This window comes from Saccharomonospora sp. NPDC046836 (assembly GCF_040645195.1).
GTDB lineage: Bacteria > Actinomycetota > Actinomycetes > Mycobacteriales > Pseudonocardiaceae > Prauserella_A.
The window spans coordinates 286,387-305,324 of record NZ_JBEYXW010000004.1 but is presented as its reverse complement, the minus strand read 5'-3'; the positions used below and the strand labels follow the sequence as shown (position 1 = coordinate 305,324).

The window sequence follows — 18,938 nt, the reverse complement described above, 5'->3', positions numbered from 1 at the left end:
TACCCTGAACGACATGGCAGCGGATGTGCTACCGGCTGCGGGTACTCCCTTCGGTGACCGGGTCCGCCGCAGGCTGCGTGAGGAGCAGGTCCTGTGGTTCACCACCGTTGGCGCCGACGGAACCCCCCAGCCCAACCCCGTGTGGTTCCTCTGGGATGACGGGAGCCTGCTCATCTACAACCGGGCACAGGCGAACCGGCTCGTCCATGTTCGTCACCGGCCCCACGTGTCCCTGCACTTCGACGGTGACGGTCACGGCGGGGACATCGTGGTGTTCACCGGTGTCGCGAGCCTCGCCGAGGACGAGCCGGCGCCCGCGGACCACCCGGCGTACCTGAAGAAGTACGCCGAGGGCATTCGTCAGGTGGTCGGCAGCGTTGAGCGTTTCAGCGAGGAGTATCCGGTGGCGCTGCGGGTGCGGCTGGAGCGCGTACGGGGCTACTGATCACCACGTGGCCCGCAGCCCCGTCAGTAGTGCGCGGATGACGGGCTCGGGGTCGAAAGCCGGGTCGGGCGTGGTGCACTCGTGTACCAGCAGACCGTCGAGCAACGCCAGCACCGCCCGCAGGTCCTGCACTGGCCGGGGCGAGCCGAGCCGGCCGAACCAGCCGGCGCCCCACGACTCGATCTCCGCGCGGCGCTTGGAGATCTGCCGGCGCAACTCGTCGTGAACGGAGGCCTCGGCGAAGATCGCATGCCGGGCGAGTGTGACCGTCCGGCCTCCGTCGGCCAGTTCGCGGGCGAAGCGCCCCACAGCGTGGGCGAAGGTCTCGACGGTGGGGTCGGTCAGCTGTGCGGTGAGGTGCTGCCAGCTCGCCCGTTCCAGCTCGCTCAGCCGTTGTAGTACGCCCGCGAGAAGGGCTTCGCGCGTGCGGAAGTGGTTCGACGTCGACCCGGCTGGTAAGCCCGCCTCGGTGTCGACCGCGCGGTGGGTGAGCGCGCGCGATCCGTGCGTGCCGAGCACCCGGATCGCCGCGTCCAGTGCCTGTTCTCGCCGTGTCCCCACGCCGTGACACTACTGTCGTGGCCCCTCCGCGCTCGCGTGCGGCGCCGCCGGGTTCGCGGCACGGCGCATGGGTACCCGACCTGGCGTACGTGGTCGACCTACGCGGGCCGGCAGGAGGTGTGTCCCGTGTCGAAACGGATCGTGATCATCGGCGGCGGCTATGTCGGCCTGTACGCCGCCCTGCGGCTCCAGCGGCGGCTTCGCCGGGGGGAGGCCGTGGTGACCATGGTCAATCCGGAGAACTTCATGGTGTACCGGCCGTTGCTGCCCGAGGTGGCCTCCGGGAGCCTCGAACCCCGGCATGCCGTCGTACCGCTGCGCGCCGTGCTGCGTCGTACCCGGTTCGTCGCGGGCAGGCTGACCGGCCTCGACCTCGAGCGCCGGGTCGCGGTCGTCGAGCCGGAAGCGGGCCCGTCGCTGGAGCTTCCCTATGACCAGCTCGTACTCGGGCTCGGCGCCGTGGCGCGCATCCTGCCCGTTCCCGGGCTCGCCGAATACGGCATCGGGTTCAACTCACTCGCCGAGGCCGCGCACCTGCGCGACCAGGTACTACGCCAGCTGGAGATCGCCTCGGCCAACACCGATCCCGAGCTGCGCCGGTACGCGCTGACGTTCGTGTTCGTCGGCGGCGGCTACACCGGCGTCGAGGCGATGGCCGAACTGCAGGACATGGCCATCGACGTGCTCGCCGGCTATCCCGGCGTGGACCCCGCGGAAATGCGCTGGGTGCTCATCGAGGCGACGGACCACATCCTCACCATGGTCAGCAGGGAACTGTCCGCGTGGGCGGTCACCGAGCTGACCGCTCGCGGCATCGACATCCGGCTCGGCACCCTGCTGGAGTCCGCCGAGGACGGGTTGCTGAAGCTTTCGGACGGCTCGAAGTTCCGCGCGGGAACCCTGGTCTGGGTGGCGGGTACGAGACCGCCGCCGCTGCTCGCCGAGCTGGGCCTGCCGGTGGATCAACGCGGCAGCCTTGTCGTGGACGAGACCCTGAGCGTCGAGGGCCACCCCGGCATCTGGGCGGCGGGTGACAGCGCGGCGGTGCCCGATCTGGTGCAGGGTGGGCTGTGCCCGCCGACCGCGCAGTACGCGGTGCACCAGGGGCGCCGGATCGGCGACAACATCCTGGCCCGGTTGCGTGGCGGTCCACCGCAGGCGTTCCGCTACCGCAACCGCGGTGAGTTCGTGACGCTCGGCAAGAACAAGGCACTCGGCAACGTGTTCGGCTTCAAGATCGACGGTTTTGCGGCGTGGCTGCTCCGCCGCACCTACTACGCGACCCAGATTCCGACGTTGAACCGCAAGATCCGGGTACTCGGCGACTGGCTCGTCGGCATGCCGTTCGGGCATGACGTGGTCAACCTGGATTCACGCGAGGAGCCACGTGGCGCCTTCGAGGAGGCGGCGGAGGGACTTAGTTCTACAAAACATTGACGAAGGTGCGATGCTGCGTCGAAAATCGGTGAGGTGACCGCCATCGACGCCGTGGACACCGAGCACGCGAGGACGACCGTGTCGTTCGACCGCCACCCCCGTGCGTACCGGCACTGGCGGTTGCGGGTCGAGGAGCCGATCGCGTGGCTCGAGCTGGACGTCGACCCCGACGGCGGGCTGCTGCCCGGCTATGAGCTCAAGCTCAACTCCTACGACATCGGCGTGGACATCGAGCTGTACGACGCCACGCAGCGGTTGCGGTTCGAGCATCCCGGTGTGCGGGCGGTCGTTGTGACCAGCGCGAAGGACGATGTCTTCTGCGCCGGTGCGAACATCCGGATGCTCGCCGGCTCGTCGCACGAGTGGAAGGTGAACTTCTGCAAGTTCACCAACGAGACCCGCAACGGCATGGAGGACGCGACCGAGCACTCCGGGCAGGTCTACCTCGCCGCGGTCAACGGCTCCTGCGCCGGTGGCGGGTACGAGCTGGCGCTGGCGTGCGAGCACATCGTCCTGATCGACGACAACTCCTCCACCGTCGCGCTGCCCGAGGTGCCGCTGCTCGGGGTACTCCCGGGAACCGGTGGGCTGACGAGGATGGTGGACAAGCGGCGGGTGCGCAAGGACCGCGCGGATGTGTTCGCCACCCGCAGCGACGGCGTGAAAGGCAAGACGGCGGTGGAGTGGCGGCTGGTCGACGAGCTGGCTCCACGCCGGGAGTTCGCCGAGGTGGTGGCGGGCCGTGCGCGGGAGCTGGCCACTCGGAGCAGGCGACCCGCCGGCGTCGAGGGTATCGAGCTGACGCCGTTGGCCCGGACGGAATCCGCTGACGGGCTCACCTACGACCACCTCACCGTCCACTGTGACCGGACAGCAGGCATCGTCGAGCTGACCGTGCGCGGACCGGATACGTTGACACCCTCCGATGTGCACGCGCAGGGCGCGCGGTTCTGGCTGCTGGCCGTGACGCGGGAGCTGGACGATGCGATCCTGCGGTTGCGTACCAATGAACCCGAGCTGGGAACCTGGGTGTTCCGCACGGTCGGCGATCCCGCGGCGGTGCTGGCTCATGAGCGGCTCGTGCTCGCCAATGCCGCCGAGGACTGGCTGTGCAACGAGATCGTGCACTACTACAAGCGCACGCTGAAGCGGCTGGATGTGACCAGCCGTAGCCTGATCGCGCTGATCGAGCCCGGCAGCTGCTTCGCGGGTCTGCTGCTGGAGCTGGCGCTGGCCTGCGACCGGCAGTACATCTTGGACGGTCCGCCGATCGACGACGAGGACAGTGCTGAGCGTGCCTCGATCACGTTGTCCCAGGCCAATTTCGGATCGTTCCCGATGGGTAACGGTCTGTCCAGGATGGACTCCCGGTTCTACGGTGACGCCGGTCACGTGGCGCGGCTTGCCGGGGAACGGGACCGGGAGATCTCCGCGGCAGAGGCCGCTGAGCTGGGACTGGTCACCGACGCACCGGATGACATCGACTGGGAGGACGAGATCCGCCTGGTGATCGAGGGCCGCCGATCGCTGTCACCGGACGCACTCACCGGCATGGAGGCCAATCACCGTTTCGTCGGCGCGGAGACGATCGAGACCAAGATCTTCGGGCGGTTGTCCGCCTGGCAGAACTGGATCTTCAACCGGCCGAACGCCGCCGGCCAGGACGGTGCGTTGCGCCGCTATGGCACGGGTCGCAAGCCCGTGTACGACAGGAAGCGAGTCTGAAGCGATGCCGACCACAATCGACTACGACGCCAAGATCCCCAACAACGTCGAGCTGTCGTCGAACCGCAGGCTGCAGCGTGCGCTCGAAGGCTGGCAACCGCGGTTCATGAACTGGTGGGCCGAAATGGGGCCCACACTGGAAACGCATGGCGTCTACCTGCGCACTGCGGTGAGTGTCGGCCGCGAGGGCTGGGCGCATTTCGACCAGGTCGTCCCGGAGGACTACCGGTGGGGGATCTTCCTCGCCGAACGCGATCCCGACCGCACCATCGGTTTCGGTGAGCACAAAGGACAGTCGGTGTGGCAGCAGGTACCCGGTGAGTACCGGGCAGAGCTGCAACGCCTGATCGTGATCCAGGGTGATACGGAACCGGCGTCGGTCGAGCAACAACGTCTGCTGGGGCTGACCGCGCCGAGCCTGTACGACCTGCGCAACCTCTTCCAGGTCAATGTGGAGGAAGGCAGGCACCTGTGGGCGATGGTGTACCTGCTGCATGCCTACTTCGGCAAGGAGGGCAGGGAGGAGGCCGAGGCACTGCTCTACCGCAACTCCGGCAGCCCCGACTCACCGCGCATTCTCGGCGCGTTCAACGAGGAGACCGCCGACTGGCTGGCGTTCTACATGTTCACCTACTTCACCGACCGCGACGGCAAGTACCAGCTCGGCACGCTCAAGGAAAGCGCGTTCGATCCGCTGTCCCGTACCTGCGAGTTCATGCTCAAGGAGGAGGCGCACCACATGTTCGTCGGCACCACGGGTGTCGACCGGGTGGTGGCCCGCAGCGCCGAGCTGGTGCGCGAGCACGACACCCTCGACATCGGCGCGCACGGCGGGATTCCGCTGGATGTCATCCAGCGTTACATCAACTTCCACTACAGCGTCTCGCTGGACCTCTTCGGCAGCGAGACGTCCACCAACGCCGCCAACTACTACACGGCAGGGTTGAAGGGCAGGTGGCTGGAGACCCGCCGCCGGGACGACCACAAGCTCACCGACGACAGCGCCGTGCTGCAGCGCCCGCGGGACGACGGCACCTGGAGCCAGGACGAGCGGCAGGCCATCCTGCTGCTCAACCTGGACCTGCGCGGCGAGTACATCGCCGACTGCGGCAGTGGTGTCAAGCGCTGGAACAAGATCCTCGCCGAACGCGGCATCGGCTACCGGCTCCGCCTGCCGCATCCGGCGTTCAACCGCAGGGTGGGGATCAACGCGGGCTACCACGTCACCCCCGACGGCACTATCGTCGACGAGCAGACCTGGGAGGCCGGGATGAGGAAATGGTTGCCGACCACCGAAGATCTGACGTTCGTGCGTTCGTTGATGAAACCGGTCTACGAACGTGGCAAGATCGCGAGCTGGGTGGCACCCCCGGCCAATGGCATCAACGGCAAGCCCTTCGACTACGAATACGTCTACCTGACCTAAGGCGGGGCCCATGTCCGGCATCAGCACCTTCAACGCGGCCGAGTACCTGGTGGGCAGGCATGTCACCGCCGGAGACGGCGGGCGCACCGCCGTCGTGTCCAACACCCGGACCCTGTCGTATGCGGAGCTGGACGAGGAGGTCCGCCGGGTCGCAGGCGGGTTGCGCGCGCTCGGTGTGCGTCCCGAGGAGCGCGTCGTGATGTGCATGACCGACGAGGTCGAGCTCTTCACGGCGATCCTGGGCACGATGTACCTCGGTGCCGTGGCTGTGCCGTGTTCGACCATGCTCACCGGCGGTGAGCTGGGCACGCTGATCGCCGACTGCCGCACGCGCGTCGTGCTCGGCTCCAGCGAGTTCGCTGCGGTGGTGCGCGAGGCGGCTCCCGATGTCGAAACCGTGGTGCTCACCGATGACTGGCAGCGGCTGAGTGGCTGGCCCCCGGCCGCGCAGCCGTACCCGACCTGGGCGGACTCGCCCGCACTGTGGCTCTACACCTCGGGAACCACGGGCGCTCCCAAGGCGGCCATGCACCGGCACGCCGACGTTCGCTTCGTCGCCGAGAACTACGGGCAGCGGGTACTCGGCATCACCCGTGCGGACCGGTGCCTTTCGGTGGCGAAGCTGTTCTTCGCCTACGGCATCGGCAACTCCATGTTCTTCCCGCTGTCGGTCGGCGCTACCGCGCTGCTCGAAGCGGCGCGGCCGACTCCTCAGCTCATTGCGGCCCGGGCGAGGACCGACCGCGCGACGCTGTTGTTCGGCACGCCGAGCTTCTGGGGGCCGCTGCTCGCCGGCGACGTGCCGCGCGATGCGTTTTCCTCGGTGCGGCAAGGTGTTTCGGCCGGTGAGGCATTGCCGGCACGGATGTTCCACGGCATGCACGACGAGTTCGGCGTTGAGGTTCTCGACGGCATCGGCTCCACCGAGATGCTGCACATCTTCATCTCCAACAGGCCGGGCGAGGTCCGTCCCGCGTCATCCGGTACGCCGGTGCCAGGCTACGAGGTGGAGATCCGCGACGAGTGCGGCCGGGCGGTGGAGACCACCGCTACGGCGGGGGAGCTGTACGTCAAGGGGGACAGCGCGGCGACCGGCTACTGGTGCCGTGCGGCGACGTCGCGGATGGTGTTCCTGGGGGAGTGGATGCGCACGGGCGACACGTACGTGCGCAACGACGACGGTACGTTCTCCTGCCTCGGCCGGTTCAACGACATGATCAAGGCGGGCGGTATCTGGGTGACGCCGGGCGAGGTGGAGGAGCGGTTGCTCGAACACCCCGACGTCGCTGAGGCCGTGGTGGTCGCGGTGCCCGACTCCGACGAGCTCGACAAGCCGGTCGCGTGCGTCGTGCCCATGCCCGGGAAGCACGTGGACGCCGACGAGCTGATCCAGTGGTGCCGTGCGGGGCTCGCGGCGTTCAAACGGCCGCGTGCCGTGGTGGAGCTGAGCGAGCTGCCCAAGACCGCGACCGGCAAGATCCGCCGCAACGTCCTGCGGGACCTGGTGCGCACGGTGCACCCGGCAGCCCGGGCCACGGACGCCGTGGTGCCGCAGTGATCGACGGCTACCCGGTTGTCGATGCGCCCAGGCGCGAGTCCCCCGCCCAGCCCGGCGAGTCCCCCGCTCAGGCGCGCGAGTTGCCCGCTCAGGTCGGCGAGTTGCCCGCTCGGGTGTGCGAGTTGCCCGCTCGGGTGTGCGAGTTGCCCGCTCGGGCGCACGAAACCTGCGTCGTGGCAGACGAGTTGCGCGCTCCAGCGTTTGGCGCCCGCGTTCCGAAGTGTTGCCGAGCCACCTGCATTGAGGCACCTTCATCTGACTGGTGCGGGGGACTCGCGGGCTGGAGCGGGCAACTCGCCGACCGGAGCGGGGGACTCGCCGACCGGAATGGGGGACTCGCGGACCCGGGCGGGGGACTCGCGCTTTGTCAGGCCGCTTCCTGATCGGCTACGCGCTCATCCCAGCGCTGCTGGGCAGCCGGGCGCCATTCGGCATGCCTGCGGTGGAACAGTTCCGCCGCCTTGGCTCCTCTCCAGTTGGCCGGCAGCAGCGGTGCAGGCAGCTGGGGATCCAGAAACGGGAACCGGCGCCACTCGTGTACCAGCCGGGTCTGCGCGTCCAGTACCGCGTCGCCGCCGGCCGGCTCCAGCGCGCCGAACTCCGTGACGAACTCCTCGTACCGCTGCTCCAGGTCCCGCAGGTCCCATGCCCGCGCGACCATGGTGCCCTCCTCGCCGATCGCGCCGTACCGGCCGACGAACGACACCGCGTCAGCCAGGTCCAGTCCGGCGAGGATGGTCAGCGCCTCACTCTCCCGCGAGGCATGTGGTGTGATCCACACGCCCGGATCCGGCGAGCCGAAACCCGCCCACGTCAGCTTGGTCCGCAGCTGGTGCCGCAGATCCCGTTTCGCCTCCGGCACCGATACCAGCACCACCAGCCACGTCCCGTCCCAGGACCGTTCCGTGCTACCGAAGTCGTAGATCCGCTGCGCGCCCTCAGTCAGCAACGTCCGCCCCGGCGGCGTCAACGACCAGCGCACCCGCCTGCCCAGCCGTTCCGACTCCAGCCAGCCCTCGGCCGCGGTGCGGGCGAGCGCCTGGCGCGCCGATTTCTCCTCGACGTCGAACCGGGCCAGCGCGTCCACCAGCACGGAAGTCCACACGGGACGGTCACGCGGAAGCACGAACTCGCCGAGCAGCGTCATCAGCAGTGATCGCGCGCTCCTGTGGCTGACCTCGCGGCGCCGGCTGACCACCGGACCACCCTGCCGCCCATCCGCTGCTGTCATCGCGCCACCACCTCCGCCGCCGATCGTGCCTGTTCTGGCAGGGTAGCGTCACCGCGTGAGCCAGCCGCGTACGGCGGTGACCAGCGCATCGGCCCACGTCGCCAGCAGCGCCTCGCCCTCCTCTGCACTCGCACCGGACGGATCGCCGAGCACGCCGTTATCACTCACCGCTCGCACACCGCCGCGCACCAACTGCTCCATCAGGTCCGGCAGCGGCGTCGTGTTGCCTGCTTCGGCAGCGGTCAGCTCGACGTCGGCCGGGCGCAGCCGCAGCATGACCGACGTCTCCGTGCGCCCGGCGTGTGCGTCATCGGCACGGCCGCTCGGTGCCCACGCGAACACGGGCCTGCCCTCGGCACGCAGGAGCCGGACCGCGCGGCGCAGCGGCGCGAGATTGCCGCCGTGCCCGTTGACGAACACGATCCCGTCGAACTCCTCGGCCGAGCGAGCCAGCTCGACCACGACACGCTCGAATGCCTCCTGCCCGATGGAGAGGGTGCCGGGAAAACCCGCGTGCTCACCGCTGGAACCGAACGGCAGTGCGGGCGCCACGAGCACACCCGGAAGGCGTTCGGCGAGCCTGCGGCACAGCTCGGTTGCGACCGCCGTGTCCGTGTCGAGTGGCAGGTGCGGACCGTGCTGTTCGGTCGCGCCGAGTGGGACAGCGAGCACTGCCGGGCCGATCTCCGGCCACCGGCAGCGACCCAGGGAGGTCACCGCAACCCGCCCTCGGTGAACTGCGGCAGCAGCGGCGCCACGGTGCGCTCACGCACGCAGCCCGCCCAGACGCCCGCGCCGTAGGCGAGATCGTCGGCCACGCGCAGCGCGAACCACGCGGGGGAGTGGCCCAGTGACTCGGCCACGCACGGCACGAGCGCGACGAGGAGCACCCGGCGGCCACGTCTGGTCAGCAGCGCCAGTGGCCACCACGCACGTCGCACGGCCTCGGCGAGCAGCCGTCCCGCGCCGAGCTGGCCCAAAGCGGCCAGCCGGAGCGACTCGCCGACCGGCACACCACGTCCACGCAGCCTGCGCGGCAGCAATGCCGTGCTCGCAACGGCAACTGCCAGCGCCGACCGGGGCTTCCCTGCCGCCAGTAACGCCCACGCGGCGGCGCTCCACACCGACAGCCGGGCACAGCTGAGCCGCCCCCGGTGCCGTGCCGACAGCGGTGCCGCCGACGTGCCGTACTCGAAGCGCTGGCGCAGCCAGCGCCGCAAATCCGCACGCGGCTCATGGGCCACGACCGACGCCGGTTCGTAGCGCACGGCGCCGATGTCGAGCAGGCGCCACACCAGGTCGACGTCCTCACCGAACCGCAGCGTCGTGTCGAAGCCACCGACCGCCGCCAGCGCGGAGCGGCGCACCACGAGCGCCGCGCTCGGCACGTAGCTCACCCGGCTCATCGGCCGCACCGGTGCCGGATGCGGGCCGAGATCGAGACTCGACCGGTCCGCCTCGTAGCGGGCGAGCACGCTGTTGCCGGGCAGGCTGCGAATCCGGGGTGCCACGGCGACCACAGCCGGATCGGAGAACTGCGACAGCAGCGCATCCAGCCAGCCCGGTTCGGGAACCGTGTCGGAGTCGAGGAATGCCACCAGTTCCGTGCGCGCCAGACGCCAGCCGGCGTTCCGCGCCGCCGCGGGACCGGCCGGCTGGTCGTGCCGCACCCGGGCTCCGGGCAGCGGTTGCGGTGAGCCGTCGTCGACCACGATCCGCTCACGCAGACCGCCCGTTGCGGCCAGCACCCTTGCCGCGCCAGCGGCATTGTCCTTGACCGGCAACACAAGCGTGACGTCGGCGGGTGTCAGCTCAATGGGCGGGGCCGGGTGAACGAGCCCCGCATCGACCAGCCTCCGTGCGAGCCGCTGCTCGGGCGGGCCCGCACCGAGCGGTTCCCCCGCGAGCCAGCGGTCCAGCAGCCGGTCACCGGCCGTGCCAAGCCGCACCAGGCGCAGTGGTGAGCCACCGATCAGTAGCCTGCCCCGGCGGCGTACGGAGTCGTCGAGGGTGAGCCTGGTTCCTGGCTTCATGGCAGGAAACCACCATCGGCCTGCACGACGCTGCCCGTGATGGCCGAAGACTCCGGCGAGCACAGGAAGCAGACCACCGCTGCGATCTCGTCGGGTTCCAGCAGCCGTTCGACGAGCTGGTGCCGCGCGAACGCCGCCACGTCGGGTAGCTCGTACAGCTGCGCGGTCGCGGCGAGCAGGTCGGTGCGTGTCGACCCCGGTGACACGGCGCTCGCGCAGATGCCGGTGCCGCGTAGGTCCGCTGCGAGTCCCTTGATCAGCCCGACCACGGCGTGCTTGGCGGCGTTGTAGCCCGCGAGGTGCCAGAGTCCGTGGTGCGCGGCCGAGGAGGCCAGCGCGACGAACCGGCCGTGCCGGGGCTCGGGTCGGCGTAGCAGCGCCGGTATCGCGGCGCGGGCGAGGTTCGCCACGCCCACCACGCCGACGGAGAACAGGGCGTCCCATTCCTTGTCGCTGGTTTCCCACAGCGGCTGGCCGCCCGCCATGAGCGCAGCGCCGGCGACCGCGGCGTCGAGACCGCCGAAACGGTTCTCCGCCACCGCGACGGCATCCCGCAGCGCCGCGAGGTCCTGCACGTCGGCGACGACGTCGACCACCGAGTCCGGGTGTTCGGCGGCCAGTGCGGCCAGCTGCTCGCGGGAGGCCAGAGCGTACTGCACCCGCGGATCGTCGGCGCAGACGTCCACCGCCACGACCCGCCAGCCGCTGCCTGCGAGGCGGCGCACGACGGCGGCACCGATGCCACGCGCGGCGCCGGTGACGATCGCCGTGCCCGCGCTCATGTCAGGTGCCGCGGCGCGTCACGGGCGGAAACCCGCGAGCGGACTGGTGTCGCAGGCGCGGTCAGGAAGCTGGTCCGGCGCGGGTGGTCCCCAGCTGATGGCGACCGGGACCCGCTTGCGCCCCCGATGCGAATGGTCCTTGTCCGGCTTGGGTTTCTCGGCGCCGACGAGCGCGAGTGCACGTTCTCCGTTGCCTTTCACGCATTCCGGGTCCGGTCCATCGAGTGGGAGCCCGGTGAAGAACTTCGCGGCCATGCAACCGCCCTGACACGAGTCGTATGCCGAACACGACGTGCACGCGCCGCCGGTCTGCGGCGTCCGCAGCCGCGCGAACAGCTCCGACGTCCGCCACACCGAGGTGAACCCGCCCTCGTCGCGAACGTTGCCTGCCAGGAACTCGTCGTGGATCGCGAACGGGCACGCGTAGACGTCGCCGATCGGGTCGATCAGGCACACCACCCGGCCCGCGCCGCACAGGTTCAACCCCGGCAGTGGTGTGGAGCCAAGCGCGTTGAGATGGAAGAAGGAGTCGCCGGTGAGCACGTTGTCGCCATTGTCGAGCAGCCACTCGTAGAGCCGGAGCTGTTGGTCGGCCGTGGGATGCAGCTCGTCCCACGTGTCCGCGCCCCTGCCGGACGGCCGCAGTCGTGTGATCCGCAGCTGCGCACCATAGGTGTTGGCGATGCGCTTGAAGTCGTCCAGCTGGCCCACGTTGTGGCGGGTCATCACGACGCTGATCTTGAAGTCTCTGAAGCCCGCGTCCCGCAGGTTCTCCATGGCACGCATGGTGGTCTCGAACGAGCCAGGACCGCGCACGTGGTCGTTGACCTCGGCGGTGGCGCCGTCGAGTGAGAGCTGCACGTCGACGTAGTCGGTCCCGGCGAGCCAGCGGGCGCGTTCCGGTGTGATGCGCACGCCGTTGGTGGAGAACTTCACGCCGACCTGGTGGCGCACCGCGTACTCGACGAGCTCCCAGAAGTCCGGGCGGATCGTGGGCTCACCACCGCCGATGTTGACGTAGAAGACCTGCAGGCGCTGCATTTCGTCGATCACGGCCTTGCATTCCTCTGTGGACAGTTCCCGCGGGTCGCGGCGTCCGGAGGAGGAAAGGCAGTGCACGCACGACAGGTTGCAGGCGTAGGTCAGCTCCCAGGTGAGGCAGATCGGCGCATCGAGCCCGTGCTGGAAGTGCTCGGTCAGCTTGGTCATGCTTCCCCTCGTGCTTCGATCGTGCCCGCGGACTCCAGGCCCGCGAGCGCGTCGAGATAGCGCGCACGCTCGTGCTCGGGCACGTTGGCGGCGCTCAGGGCGGAGTGTGCGTCGGGCTGGTTCTCCAGCTCGCGGACGACGTCGACGAGCAGTTGTGTCTTGAGGAAGGAGAGTTTCCTCGTGGTGAAGTCGTAGGCCAGCGCCCCGAATGGTTCCGGCCGTAGGGCGACGCTGGAGCGGAGCCGGTACGGCCGGCCCGGTTCGAACCGGCGGCTAGTAGACACCGCACATGCCGTCGATCGAGACTTCCTCGACGAGCAGGTCTTCCTCGACGGTGACTTCCGTGGCTGTGGCCTCGTCCATGGCAAGCTACTCCTCGCTGAGCAGTTGTGTGATCGTGGACGAGAGATTAATGGCACCGGGTGTCAAATGGAAGGGCTGATGGCGGACAAGGCGGCAGAGCTACCCGTTCGGCCGGGTCGGCGCCGGTCGACCAGTCAGTACGAGCTGGAGCGGGTTGCCTTCGAGTTGTTCGAACGCGACGGCTTCGACGCGACCACGGTCGACGAGATCGCCAAGGGCGCCGGCATCGGCAGGCGGACCTTCTTCCGGTACTTCGAGTCGAAGAACGACGTGGTGTGGGGTTCGTTCACCGAGCAGCTCGACCAGATGCGCGAGCAGTTCCGCGGCAGGCTTGCGGACGAACCGCTGATGCAGGCCGTGCGCGCGGTGGTGGTCGAGTTCAACAAGGTGGAGCCCGCGGAGGTCGACCGGCACCGCAGGCGGATGGACCTGATCCTGCGGGTCCCCGCGTTGCAGGCCCACTCGACGCTGCGTTACGGCGACTGGCGTGCGGTGGTGGCCGAGTTCGCCGCTGAGCGGCTCGGCGAGGAGCCGGGCGCCCTGCGACCGCAGGCCATCGCGCATGCAGCGCTCGGCGTCGCGCTCGCCGCGTACGAGTACTGGCTCGAACACCCGGACGTACCGTTGTGCGATGTGCTCGACGAGGGACTGGCCGAGCTGGCACACGGCTTCGCGTGACCGTCGAAAAGCACCCAAGGCCACCATAGTTGCGTTGAACGCAACCAAGGTGGCCTTGGGGGAACGACGCAGTGAGGGCTGCGCTGACCGCGTTCGGCATCACCCCATCGCGGCGGAACGGGCAACTCGCGCGCCTGGGCGGGCAACTCGCGGGCCGGAACGGGCAACTCGCGGGCCTGGGCGGGGGACTCGCGGGCTTGGGCGGGGACTCGCGCGGGTTCAGGCCGGCGGCTTCAGTTGGACGATCTCCGCGGACGTCTCACCGGCCGGGGTGCGGTAGGTGATGGTGTCGCCCTTCTGACGTCCCGCGATGGCGCGGCCGAGTGGGCTGTCGGCGGTCAGCGTGGACGCGTCCTCCTCGGCCTCCTCGGCGATACCGACGACGACCATCTCCTCCACGCTGCCGTCGCTGAACCGCAGCGTGACCTGCGTACCCGACCGCAGCGACGACACCTGCTCGGTCATGGGACCGCCGTGCAGCAGGTCGTACACCTCGGCGATCCGGCGGTCGAGCCGTGACACGACCTCGGCCCGCTCCAGCAGGTCGGCCTGGTCCGCACTGTCACCAAGCGGGTCCTCCCCGAGCCGTGGCGCCAGGGACTCACGCTGCTCACGCAGCTGTTCGAGCTCACGCTCCAGCCGCCCACGGGTAGCCGGGCTCAAGCCTCCGGTCGACGTCATTGCACTATTGTCGGCCTTGGCTGCCCGGCTCGCCACGTCATCGCTGGGTGAAGCTTTACCTGCGGTAGCCGGCCTTTCGGAGCGCATCGGCCATCGCGCCGCCGGCCGGGGCACCGCGCTCGCGCTGCTGCCGGCCACCCTGCTGCCGCCCGCTGTTCTTGCGCTGGCCGCCACCACGGGCGCCCTGCGCCCGCTGGTCACCACCACTCGGCTTGGCCTCGTCGTCCAGCCGCAGGGTCAGCGAGATCCGCTTGCGCGGCACGTCGACGTCGAGCACCTTCACCCTGACGACGTCACCCGGCTTGACGACCTCACGCGGGTCCTTGACGAAGTTGTGCGACATCGCCGACACGTGCACCAATCCGTCCTGGTGCACACCGATGTCGACGAACGCGCCGAACGCCGCGACGTTGGTGACAACGCCCTCCAGCCGCATTCCCGGCTCGAGGTCGGCCATCGTCTCCACACCGTCGGCGAAGGTGGCGGTCTTGAACTCCGGGCGCGGGTCCCGGCCCGGCTTCTCGAGCTCGGCGATGATGTCGGTGACGGTCGGCAGGCCGAAGGTGTCGTCCACGAACGCATCCGGTCGCAGACCGCGCAGGGCCCGGGTGGCACCGATCAGCTCACGGATGCCGAGCTTCGTCTCGTCCAGGATGCGGCGCACCACCGGGTAGGACTCGGGGTGAACGCTGGAGGCGTCCAGCGGGTCGTCGCCGTCCGGGATGCGCAGGAAGCCGGCGCACTGCTCGAACGCCTTCGGGCCCAGTCGCGCCACCTCCTTGAGCGCGGTCCGGCTGCGGAACGGTCCGTTGCCGTCGCGGTGGGCGACGATGTTCTCGGCCAGTCCCGTTCCGATACCCGACACCCGGCTCAGCAGCGGAACCGACGCGGTGTTGAGGTCCACACCGACGGCGTTCACGCAGTCCTCGACCACGGCGTCGAGCGAGCGCGACAGTTTCGACTCCGCGAGGTCGTGCTGATACTGGCCGACACCGATCGACTTCGGGTCGATCTTGACCAGCTCAGCCAGCGGGTCCTGCAGCCGCCGCGCGATGGACACCGCACCGCGCAGGGACACGTCCAGCTCGGGCAGTTCCTGCGCCCCGTAGGCGGATGCCGAGTACACCGATGCGCCGGCCTCCGACACCACGATCTTGGTGAGCTCGGGACGCAGCTTCACCAGCTCGGCGGCGAGCTTGTCGGTCTCGCGTGAGGCCGTGCCATTGCCGATGGCGACGAGCTGCACCTCGTGCTCGCGGGCGAGCTTCTCCAGCTTGACGAGCGCGTCGTTCCACCGGCCGTGCGGCTTGTGCGGGTAGATGGTGTCGGTGGCGACGACCTTGCCTGTGCTGTCGACAACAGCCACCTTCACCCCGGTGCGGTAGCCGGGGTCGAGGCCCATCGTCGGCCGGGTTCCGGCAGGCGCGGCCAGCAGCAGGTCACGCAGGTTCGCGGCGAACACTCGCACGGCCTCGTCCTCGGCGGCCTGCCGTAGCCGCATCCGCAGGTCGATACCGAGGTGCAGCAGGATCTTGGTACGCCAGGCCCAGCGCACGGTGTCGGTGAGCCACTTGTCCGCCGGCCTGCCCTGGTCGGACACGCCGAAGCGCTCCGCGATGCGGGTCTCGTACTCGGTGGGGCCCGGCCGCGGCTCGTCCGTGGGCTCCGCCGGCTCGGTGGCCAGGTCGAGGATCTCCTCTTTTTCACCGCGGAACAACGCCAGGATGCGGTGCGATGGCAGCTTCGTGAAGGGTTCGGAGAAGTCGAAGTAGTCGGCGAACTTCGCGCCGTCGGTCTCCTTGCCCTGGCGGACCTTCGAGGTCACCCAGCCCTGTGACCACATGCGCTCGCGCAGCTCACCGATCAGGTCGGCGTCCTCGGCGAAACGCTCGACCAGGATGGCCCGCGCGCCGTCCAGTGCGGCGGCGGCGTCGGGCACGCCCTTGTCCGCGTCGACGAACAGCGCCGCGGCGGCCTGCGGGTCCTTCGCCGGGTCGCCCAGTAACCCGTCGGCCAGCGGTTCGAGCCCTGCCTCGCGCGCGATCTGGGCCTTGGTGCGCCGCTTCGGCTTGTACGGCAGGTAGATGTCCTCGAGCCGGGCCTTCGAATCCGCGGCCATGATGCGGGCTTCGAGCTCGTCGTCGAGCTTGCCCTGTGTCCGGACCGAGTCGAGGATCGCCGCGCGCCGCTCCTCCAGCTCACGCAGGTAGCGCAGGCGCTCCTCGAGCGTGCGCAGCTGCGTGTCGTCCAGCTCGCCGGTCACCTCCTTGCGGTACCGGGCGATGAACGGCACGGTCGCGCCGCCGTCGAGCAGCCCGACAGCGGCCTGTACCTGTCCGGGGCGGACGCCGAGCTCGTCGGCGATCTTCTGATCAATGGACACCATCTCAACCACGAAGGGCATTGTGCCTTGCGGTATCAGCTCGGATGATCGGGCCATGGCCGAACACAACCTGAAGCCCCGCAGCCGCGAGGTGACCGATGGGATCGAGCGCGCTGCCGCGCGCGGCATGCTCAGGGCGCTCGGCATGGGCGACGAGGACTTCGTCAAACCGCAGATCGGCATCGCGTCGTCGTGGAACGAGATCACGCCGTGCAACCTGTCGCTGCAGCGGCTTGCCGAGGCCAGTAAGCAGGGTGTGCACGCCGGCGGCGGGTTTCCCATGGAGTTCGGCACGATCTCGGTGAGCGACGGCATCTCGATGGGGCATGAGGGCATGCATTTCTCGCTGGTGTCGCGGGAGGTCATCGCCGACTCGGTGGAAACCGTCATGGAGGCCGAACGACTGGACGGCGCCGTGCTGCTGGCCGGCTGTGACAAGAGCCTGCCCGGAATGCTGATGGCCGCCGCGCGCATCGACGTGGCCGCCGTGTTCCTGTACGCGGGAACGATCCTGCCCGGCACGGTCGACGGCAGGGAGGTCACGATCATCGACGCGTTCGAGGCCGTCGGCGCCTGCGCCCGTGGCCTCATCGGCCGCGATGAGGTCGACCGGATCGAGCGGGCCATCTGCCCTGGTGAGGGGGCCTGCGGTGGGATGTACACGGCGAACACCATGGCCTGCGCCGCGGAGGCGCTCGGCATGTCACTGCCCGGTTCGGCCAGCCCACCGTCGGTGGACCGCCGCCGCGACCGGTTCGCCCGCGCCAGTGGGGAGGCGGTGGTCGGCATGCTCGCCAAGGGCAGCACGGCCCGTGACGTCCTCACCCGCGAGGCGTTCGAGAACGCGATCGCGGTGGTCATGGCACTGGGCGGCTCGACCAATGCGGTACTGCACCTGCTCGCGATCGCCCACGAGGCCGAGGTCGAGCTGACCCTCGACGACTTCGCCCGCATCGGTGACCGGGTGCCGCATCTGGCCGACGTCAAACCGTTCGGCAGACACGTGATGACGGCAGTCGACCGGGTCGGTGGCGTGCCGGTGGTGATGCAGGCCCTGCTCGACGCCGGGCTCCTGCACGGCGACTGCCTCACGGTCACCGGCAAGACCGTCGCCGAGAACCTCGCCGAGCTCGCCCCACCGCAGCTGGACGGTGAGGTGCTCCGCACGCTCGCCGACCCCATCCACCCGACGGGCGGGCTGACGATCCTGCACGGCAGCCTGGCTCCGGAGGGCGCGGTGGTGAAGAGCGCCGGTTTCGACTCCACCCGGTTCGAGGGGCGGGCGCGGGTCTTCGACGGGGAGCAGGCCGCCATGGCCGCGCTCGGCGAGCTCACGGCGGGCGACGTCGTGGTGATCCGCAACGAGGGCCCGCGCGGTGGGCCGGGCATGCGCGAGATGCTCGCGGTCACCGGTGCGATCAAGGGCGCCGGGCTCGGCAAGGACGTCCTGCTGCTCACCGACGGACGGTTCTCCGGCGGCACCACCGGACTGTGCATTGGGCACGTGGCACCGGAGGCCGCCCACGGCGGGCCGATCGCGTTCGTGCGCGACGGCGACCCGATCGTGCTCGACATGGTCGAGCGCACGCTCGATCTGGGCATCGACGAGGCCGAGCTGGCCCGCCGCAAGGAGGGGTGGCGGCAACCCGAGGTGCCGCGCCGGCACGGCGTGCTGGCCAAGTACGCGAGGCTGGTCGGTTCGGCGGCGCACGGGGCGGTGTGCTCATGAACAGGACAGCGCTCGTGACGGGCGGTACCGGTGGCCTCGGGGTCGCCGTCACCACGGCGTTGCTGGCCGAGGGCTGGCGTGTGGTCGTGCCATGGGTCGTCGAGGCGGAACGCGCGCGGCTCGAGCCCGCCGCGGGGCTGGAACTGCTGCGAGCCGACCTGTTCGAGCCCGCCGATGCCGCGCGCGCTGCCGGACAGGCCGCCGGTGAGCCGTCGGCTCCGCTGCGGGCGGTGGTGAACCTGGTCGGCGGGTTCGCGATGGGGGAGCGGGTGGCCGACACGCCGGTCGAGGAGTTCGAGCAGCAGCTGCGCCTGAACCTGCGGCCGACGTATCTGGTGTCGCAGGCGGCGATCCCGCACCTGCTCGCGGCCGGTGGCGGCGCCATCGTGTGCATGTCGAGCCGGGCGGCGTTGCATCCGTTTCCTGGCGCGGCCGGCTATGTGACATCGAAGGCGGCGGTGCTGGGTCTGGTGGGTGCGCTGGACGCCGAGTACTCACGGCGCGGAATCCGGGTCAACGCCGTGTTGCCCAACGTCATTGACACCCCGGCGAACCGCGCCAGCCAGCCCGACGCCGACCGCAGCGGCTGGGTGGCGCCGGAGGACATCGCCAGGGTGATCGCCTTCCTGTGTGGCGACGCTTCAGGCATCGTCAGCGGCGCTCAGGTGCCCGTTTACGGCTAGATTGGCTAGATTGT

Annotated in this window: 18 protein-coding genes; 8 read left to right on the top strand and 10 right to left on the bottom strand. The window is 69.7% G+C overall.

Annotated elements, in window-relative coordinates:
* The first annotated feature begins 13 nt into the window (after window positions 1-13).
* Entirely contained in the window at window positions 14-445 is a 432-nt protein-coding gene (locus ABZ863_RS08090) for a TIGR03667 family PPOX class F420-dependent oxidoreductase (protein ID WP_358532299.1), read from the top strand.
* Here the strand turns inward: ABZ863_RS08090 and ABZ863_RS08085 are convergent, their stop codons facing one another.
* Window positions 446-1,006, bottom strand: coding sequence for a TetR family transcriptional regulator (locus ABZ863_RS08085; RefSeq protein ID WP_358532297.1), 561 nt, complete (start codon window positions 1,004-1,006; stop codon window positions 446-448).
* A gap of 126 nt (window positions 1,007-1,132) precedes the next feature.
* On the opposite strand from ABZ863_RS08085, the gene ABZ863_RS08080 reads away from it, so the two are divergent.
* Genes ABZ863_RS08080 through ABZ863_RS08065 form a run of 4 tightly spaced genes read left to right on the top strand, consistent with a single transcriptional unit; the run spans window position 1,133 to window position 7,152 of the window.
* Complete coding sequence (locus ABZ863_RS08080; protein ID WP_358532295.1) at window positions 1,133-2,443, top strand: NAD(P)/FAD-dependent oxidoreductase; 1,311 nt, start codon at window positions 1,133-1,135, stop codon at window positions 2,441-2,443.
* Window positions 2,444-2,476: 33 nt separating this feature from the next.
* Window positions 2,477-4,168 carry a 2,3-epoxybenzoyl-CoA dihydrolase gene (boxC, locus tag ABZ863_RS08075; RefSeq protein ID WP_358532293.1) on the top strand — a complete coding sequence of 564 codons (1,692 nt, stop codon included), beginning with the start codon at window positions 2,477-2,479 and terminating at the stop codon, window positions 4,166-4,168.
* 4 nt (window positions 4,169-4,172) lie between these two features.
* Window positions 4,173-5,594 carry a benzoyl-CoA 2,3-epoxidase subunit BoxB gene (gene boxB / locus ABZ863_RS08070; RefSeq protein WP_358532291.1) on the top strand — a complete coding sequence of 474 codons (1,422 nt, stop codon included), beginning with the start codon at window positions 4,173-4,175 and terminating at the stop codon, window positions 5,592-5,594.
* Window positions 5,595-5,604: 10 nt separating this feature from the next.
* On the top strand, window positions 5,605-7,152 hold the full coding sequence (locus ABZ863_RS08065; RefSeq protein WP_358532290.1) for a benzoate-CoA ligase family protein: 1,548 nt from the start codon (window positions 5,605-5,607) through the stop codon (window positions 7,150-7,152).
* Between the two features lie 367 nt (window positions 7,153-7,519).
* On the opposite strand, the gene ABZ863_RS08060 is transcribed toward ABZ863_RS08065, so the two are convergent.
* Genes ABZ863_RS08060 through mftA form a run of 7 tightly spaced genes read right to left on the bottom strand, consistent with a single transcriptional unit; the run spans window position 7,520 to window position 12,770 of the window.
* Entirely contained in the window at window positions 7,520-8,383 is an 864-nt protein-coding gene (locus ABZ863_RS08060; protein WP_358532288.1) for a PaaX family transcriptional regulator C-terminal domain-containing protein, read from the bottom strand.
* Window positions 8,384-8,431: 48 nt separating this feature from the next.
* Window positions 8,432-9,100, bottom strand: a complete 669-nt coding sequence (gene mftE / locus ABZ863_RS08055) for a mycofactocin biosynthesis peptidyl-dipeptidase MftE (protein WP_358532286.1) — start codon at window positions 9,098-9,100, stop codon at window positions 8,432-8,434.
* Window positions 9,097-10,416: a mycofactocin biosynthesis glycosyltransferase MftF gene (gene mftF / locus ABZ863_RS08050; RefSeq protein ID WP_358532285.1), complete on the bottom strand. Its 1,320-nt coding sequence runs from the start codon at window positions 10,414-10,416 to the stop codon at window positions 9,097-9,099. Before mftF ends, mftE begins: the two co-directional genes overlap by 4 nt.
* Window positions 10,413-11,198 carry a mycofactocin-coupled SDR family oxidoreductase gene (locus tag ABZ863_RS08045; protein ID WP_358532283.1) on the bottom strand — a complete coding sequence of 262 codons (786 nt, stop codon included), beginning with the start codon at window positions 11,196-11,198 and terminating at the stop codon, window positions 10,413-10,415. The genes mftF and ABZ863_RS08045 overlap by 4 nt, the downstream gene beginning before the upstream one ends.
* Window positions 11,199-11,216: 18 nt before the next feature.
* Window positions 11,217-12,407 (bottom strand): mycofactocin radical SAM maturase, encoded by a 1,191-nt coding sequence (gene mftC, locus ABZ863_RS08040; protein WP_358532281.1) that lies wholly within the window; start codon window positions 12,405-12,407, stop codon window positions 11,217-11,219.
* Entirely contained in the window at window positions 12,404-12,691 is a 288-nt protein-coding gene (gene mftB, locus ABZ863_RS08035; RefSeq protein ID WP_358532280.1) for a mycofactocin biosynthesis chaperone MftB, read from the bottom strand. Before mftB ends, mftC begins: the two co-directional genes overlap by 4 nt.
* Window positions 12,681-12,770: a mycofactocin precursor MftA gene (mftA, locus tag ABZ863_RS08030; protein ID WP_358532278.1), complete on the bottom strand. Its 90-nt coding sequence runs from the start codon at window positions 12,768-12,770 to the stop codon at window positions 12,681-12,683. Before mftA ends, mftB begins: the two co-directional genes overlap by 11 nt.
* 78 nt (window positions 12,771-12,848) lie before the next feature.
* On the opposite strand from mftA, the gene mftR reads away from it, so the two are divergent.
* On the top strand, window positions 12,849-13,448 hold the full coding sequence (gene mftR, locus ABZ863_RS08025; RefSeq protein WP_358532276.1) for a mycofactocin system transcriptional regulator: 600 nt from the start codon (window positions 12,849-12,851) through the stop codon (window positions 13,446-13,448).
* Between the two features lie 219 nt (window positions 13,449-13,667).
* On the opposite strand, the gene ABZ863_RS08020 is transcribed toward mftR, so the two are convergent.
* Complete coding sequence (locus ABZ863_RS08020) at window positions 13,668-14,129, bottom strand: GreA/GreB family elongation factor (protein ID WP_358532274.1); 462 nt, start codon at window positions 14,127-14,129, stop codon at window positions 13,668-13,670.
* Window positions 14,130-14,184: 55 nt separating this feature from the next.
* Window positions 14,185-16,533 (bottom strand): Tex family protein, encoded by a 2,349-nt coding sequence (locus ABZ863_RS08015; protein ID WP_358532272.1) that lies wholly within the window; start codon window positions 16,531-16,533, stop codon window positions 14,185-14,187.
* Window positions 16,534-16,567: 34 nt separating this feature from the next.
* Between ABZ863_RS08015 and ilvD the strand changes: the two genes are divergently transcribed.
* Both ilvD and ABZ863_RS08005 read left to right on the top strand, forming a co-directional pair.
* On the top strand, window positions 16,568-18,241 hold the full coding sequence (gene ilvD, locus ABZ863_RS08010) for a dihydroxy-acid dehydratase (protein ID WP_358532270.1): 1,674 nt from the start codon (window positions 16,568-16,570) through the stop codon (window positions 18,239-18,241).
* The gene (locus tag ABZ863_RS08005) at window positions 18,238-18,924 is read left to right on the top strand and encodes an SDR family oxidoreductase (RefSeq protein WP_358532268.1); all 687 of its coding nucleotides are present in this window, start codon (window positions 18,238-18,240) and stop codon (window positions 18,922-18,924) included. The genes ilvD and ABZ863_RS08005 overlap by 4 nt, the downstream gene beginning before the upstream one ends.
* Window positions 18,925-18,938: the final 14 nt, after the last annotated feature.

Excerpts from the sequence above, each read along its gene's own strand:
- ABZ863_RS08020 (WP_358532274.1), bottom strand. The coding sequence starts at position 14,129 with ATGACGTCGACCGGAGGCTTGAGCCCGGCTACCCGTGGGCGGCTGGAG.
- boxB (WP_358532291.1), top strand. The coding sequence starts at position 4,173 with ATGCCGACCACAATCGACTACGACGCCAAGATCCCCAACAACGTCGAG.
- ABZ863_RS08045 (WP_358532283.1), bottom strand. The coding sequence starts at position 11,198 with ATGAGCGCGGGCACGGCGATCGTCACCGGCGCCGCGCGTGGCATCGGT.
- ABZ863_RS08090 (WP_358532299.1), top strand. The coding sequence starts at position 14 with ATGGCAGCGGATGTGCTACCGGCTGCGGGTACTCCCTTCGGTGACCGG.
- ABZ863_RS08060 (WP_358532288.1), bottom strand. The coding sequence starts at position 8,383 with ATGACAGCAGCGGATGGGCGGCAGGGTGGTCCGGTGGTCAGCCGGCGC.
- ABZ863_RS08005 (WP_358532268.1), top strand. The coding sequence starts at position 18,238 with ATGAACAGGACAGCGCTCGTGACGGGCGGTACCGGTGGCCTCGGGGTC.
- ABZ863_RS08015 (WP_358532272.1), bottom strand. The coding sequence starts at position 16,533 with ATGCCCTTCGTGGTTGAGATGGTGTCCATTGATCAGAAGATCGCCGAC.
- mftC (WP_358532281.1), bottom strand. The coding sequence starts at position 12,407 with ATGACCAAGCTGACCGAGCACTTCCAGCACGGGCTCGATGCGCCGATC.
- mftF (WP_358532285.1), bottom strand. The coding sequence starts at position 10,416 with ATGAAGCCAGGAACCAGGCTCACCCTCGACGACTCCGTACGCCGCCGG.
- mftA (WP_358532278.1), bottom strand. The coding sequence starts at position 12,770 with ATGGACGAGGCCACAGCCACGGAAGTCACCGTCGAGGAAGACCTGCTC.
- ilvD (WP_358532270.1), top strand. The coding sequence starts at position 16,568 with ATGGCCGAACACAACCTGAAGCCCCGCAGCCGCGAGGTGACCGATGGG.
- mftR (WP_358532276.1), top strand. The coding sequence starts at position 12,849 with ATGGCGGACAAGGCGGCAGAGCTACCCGTTCGGCCGGGTCGGCGCCGG.
- ABZ863_RS08065 (WP_358532290.1), top strand. The coding sequence starts at position 5,605 with ATGTCCGGCATCAGCACCTTCAACGCGGCCGAGTACCTGGTGGGCAGG.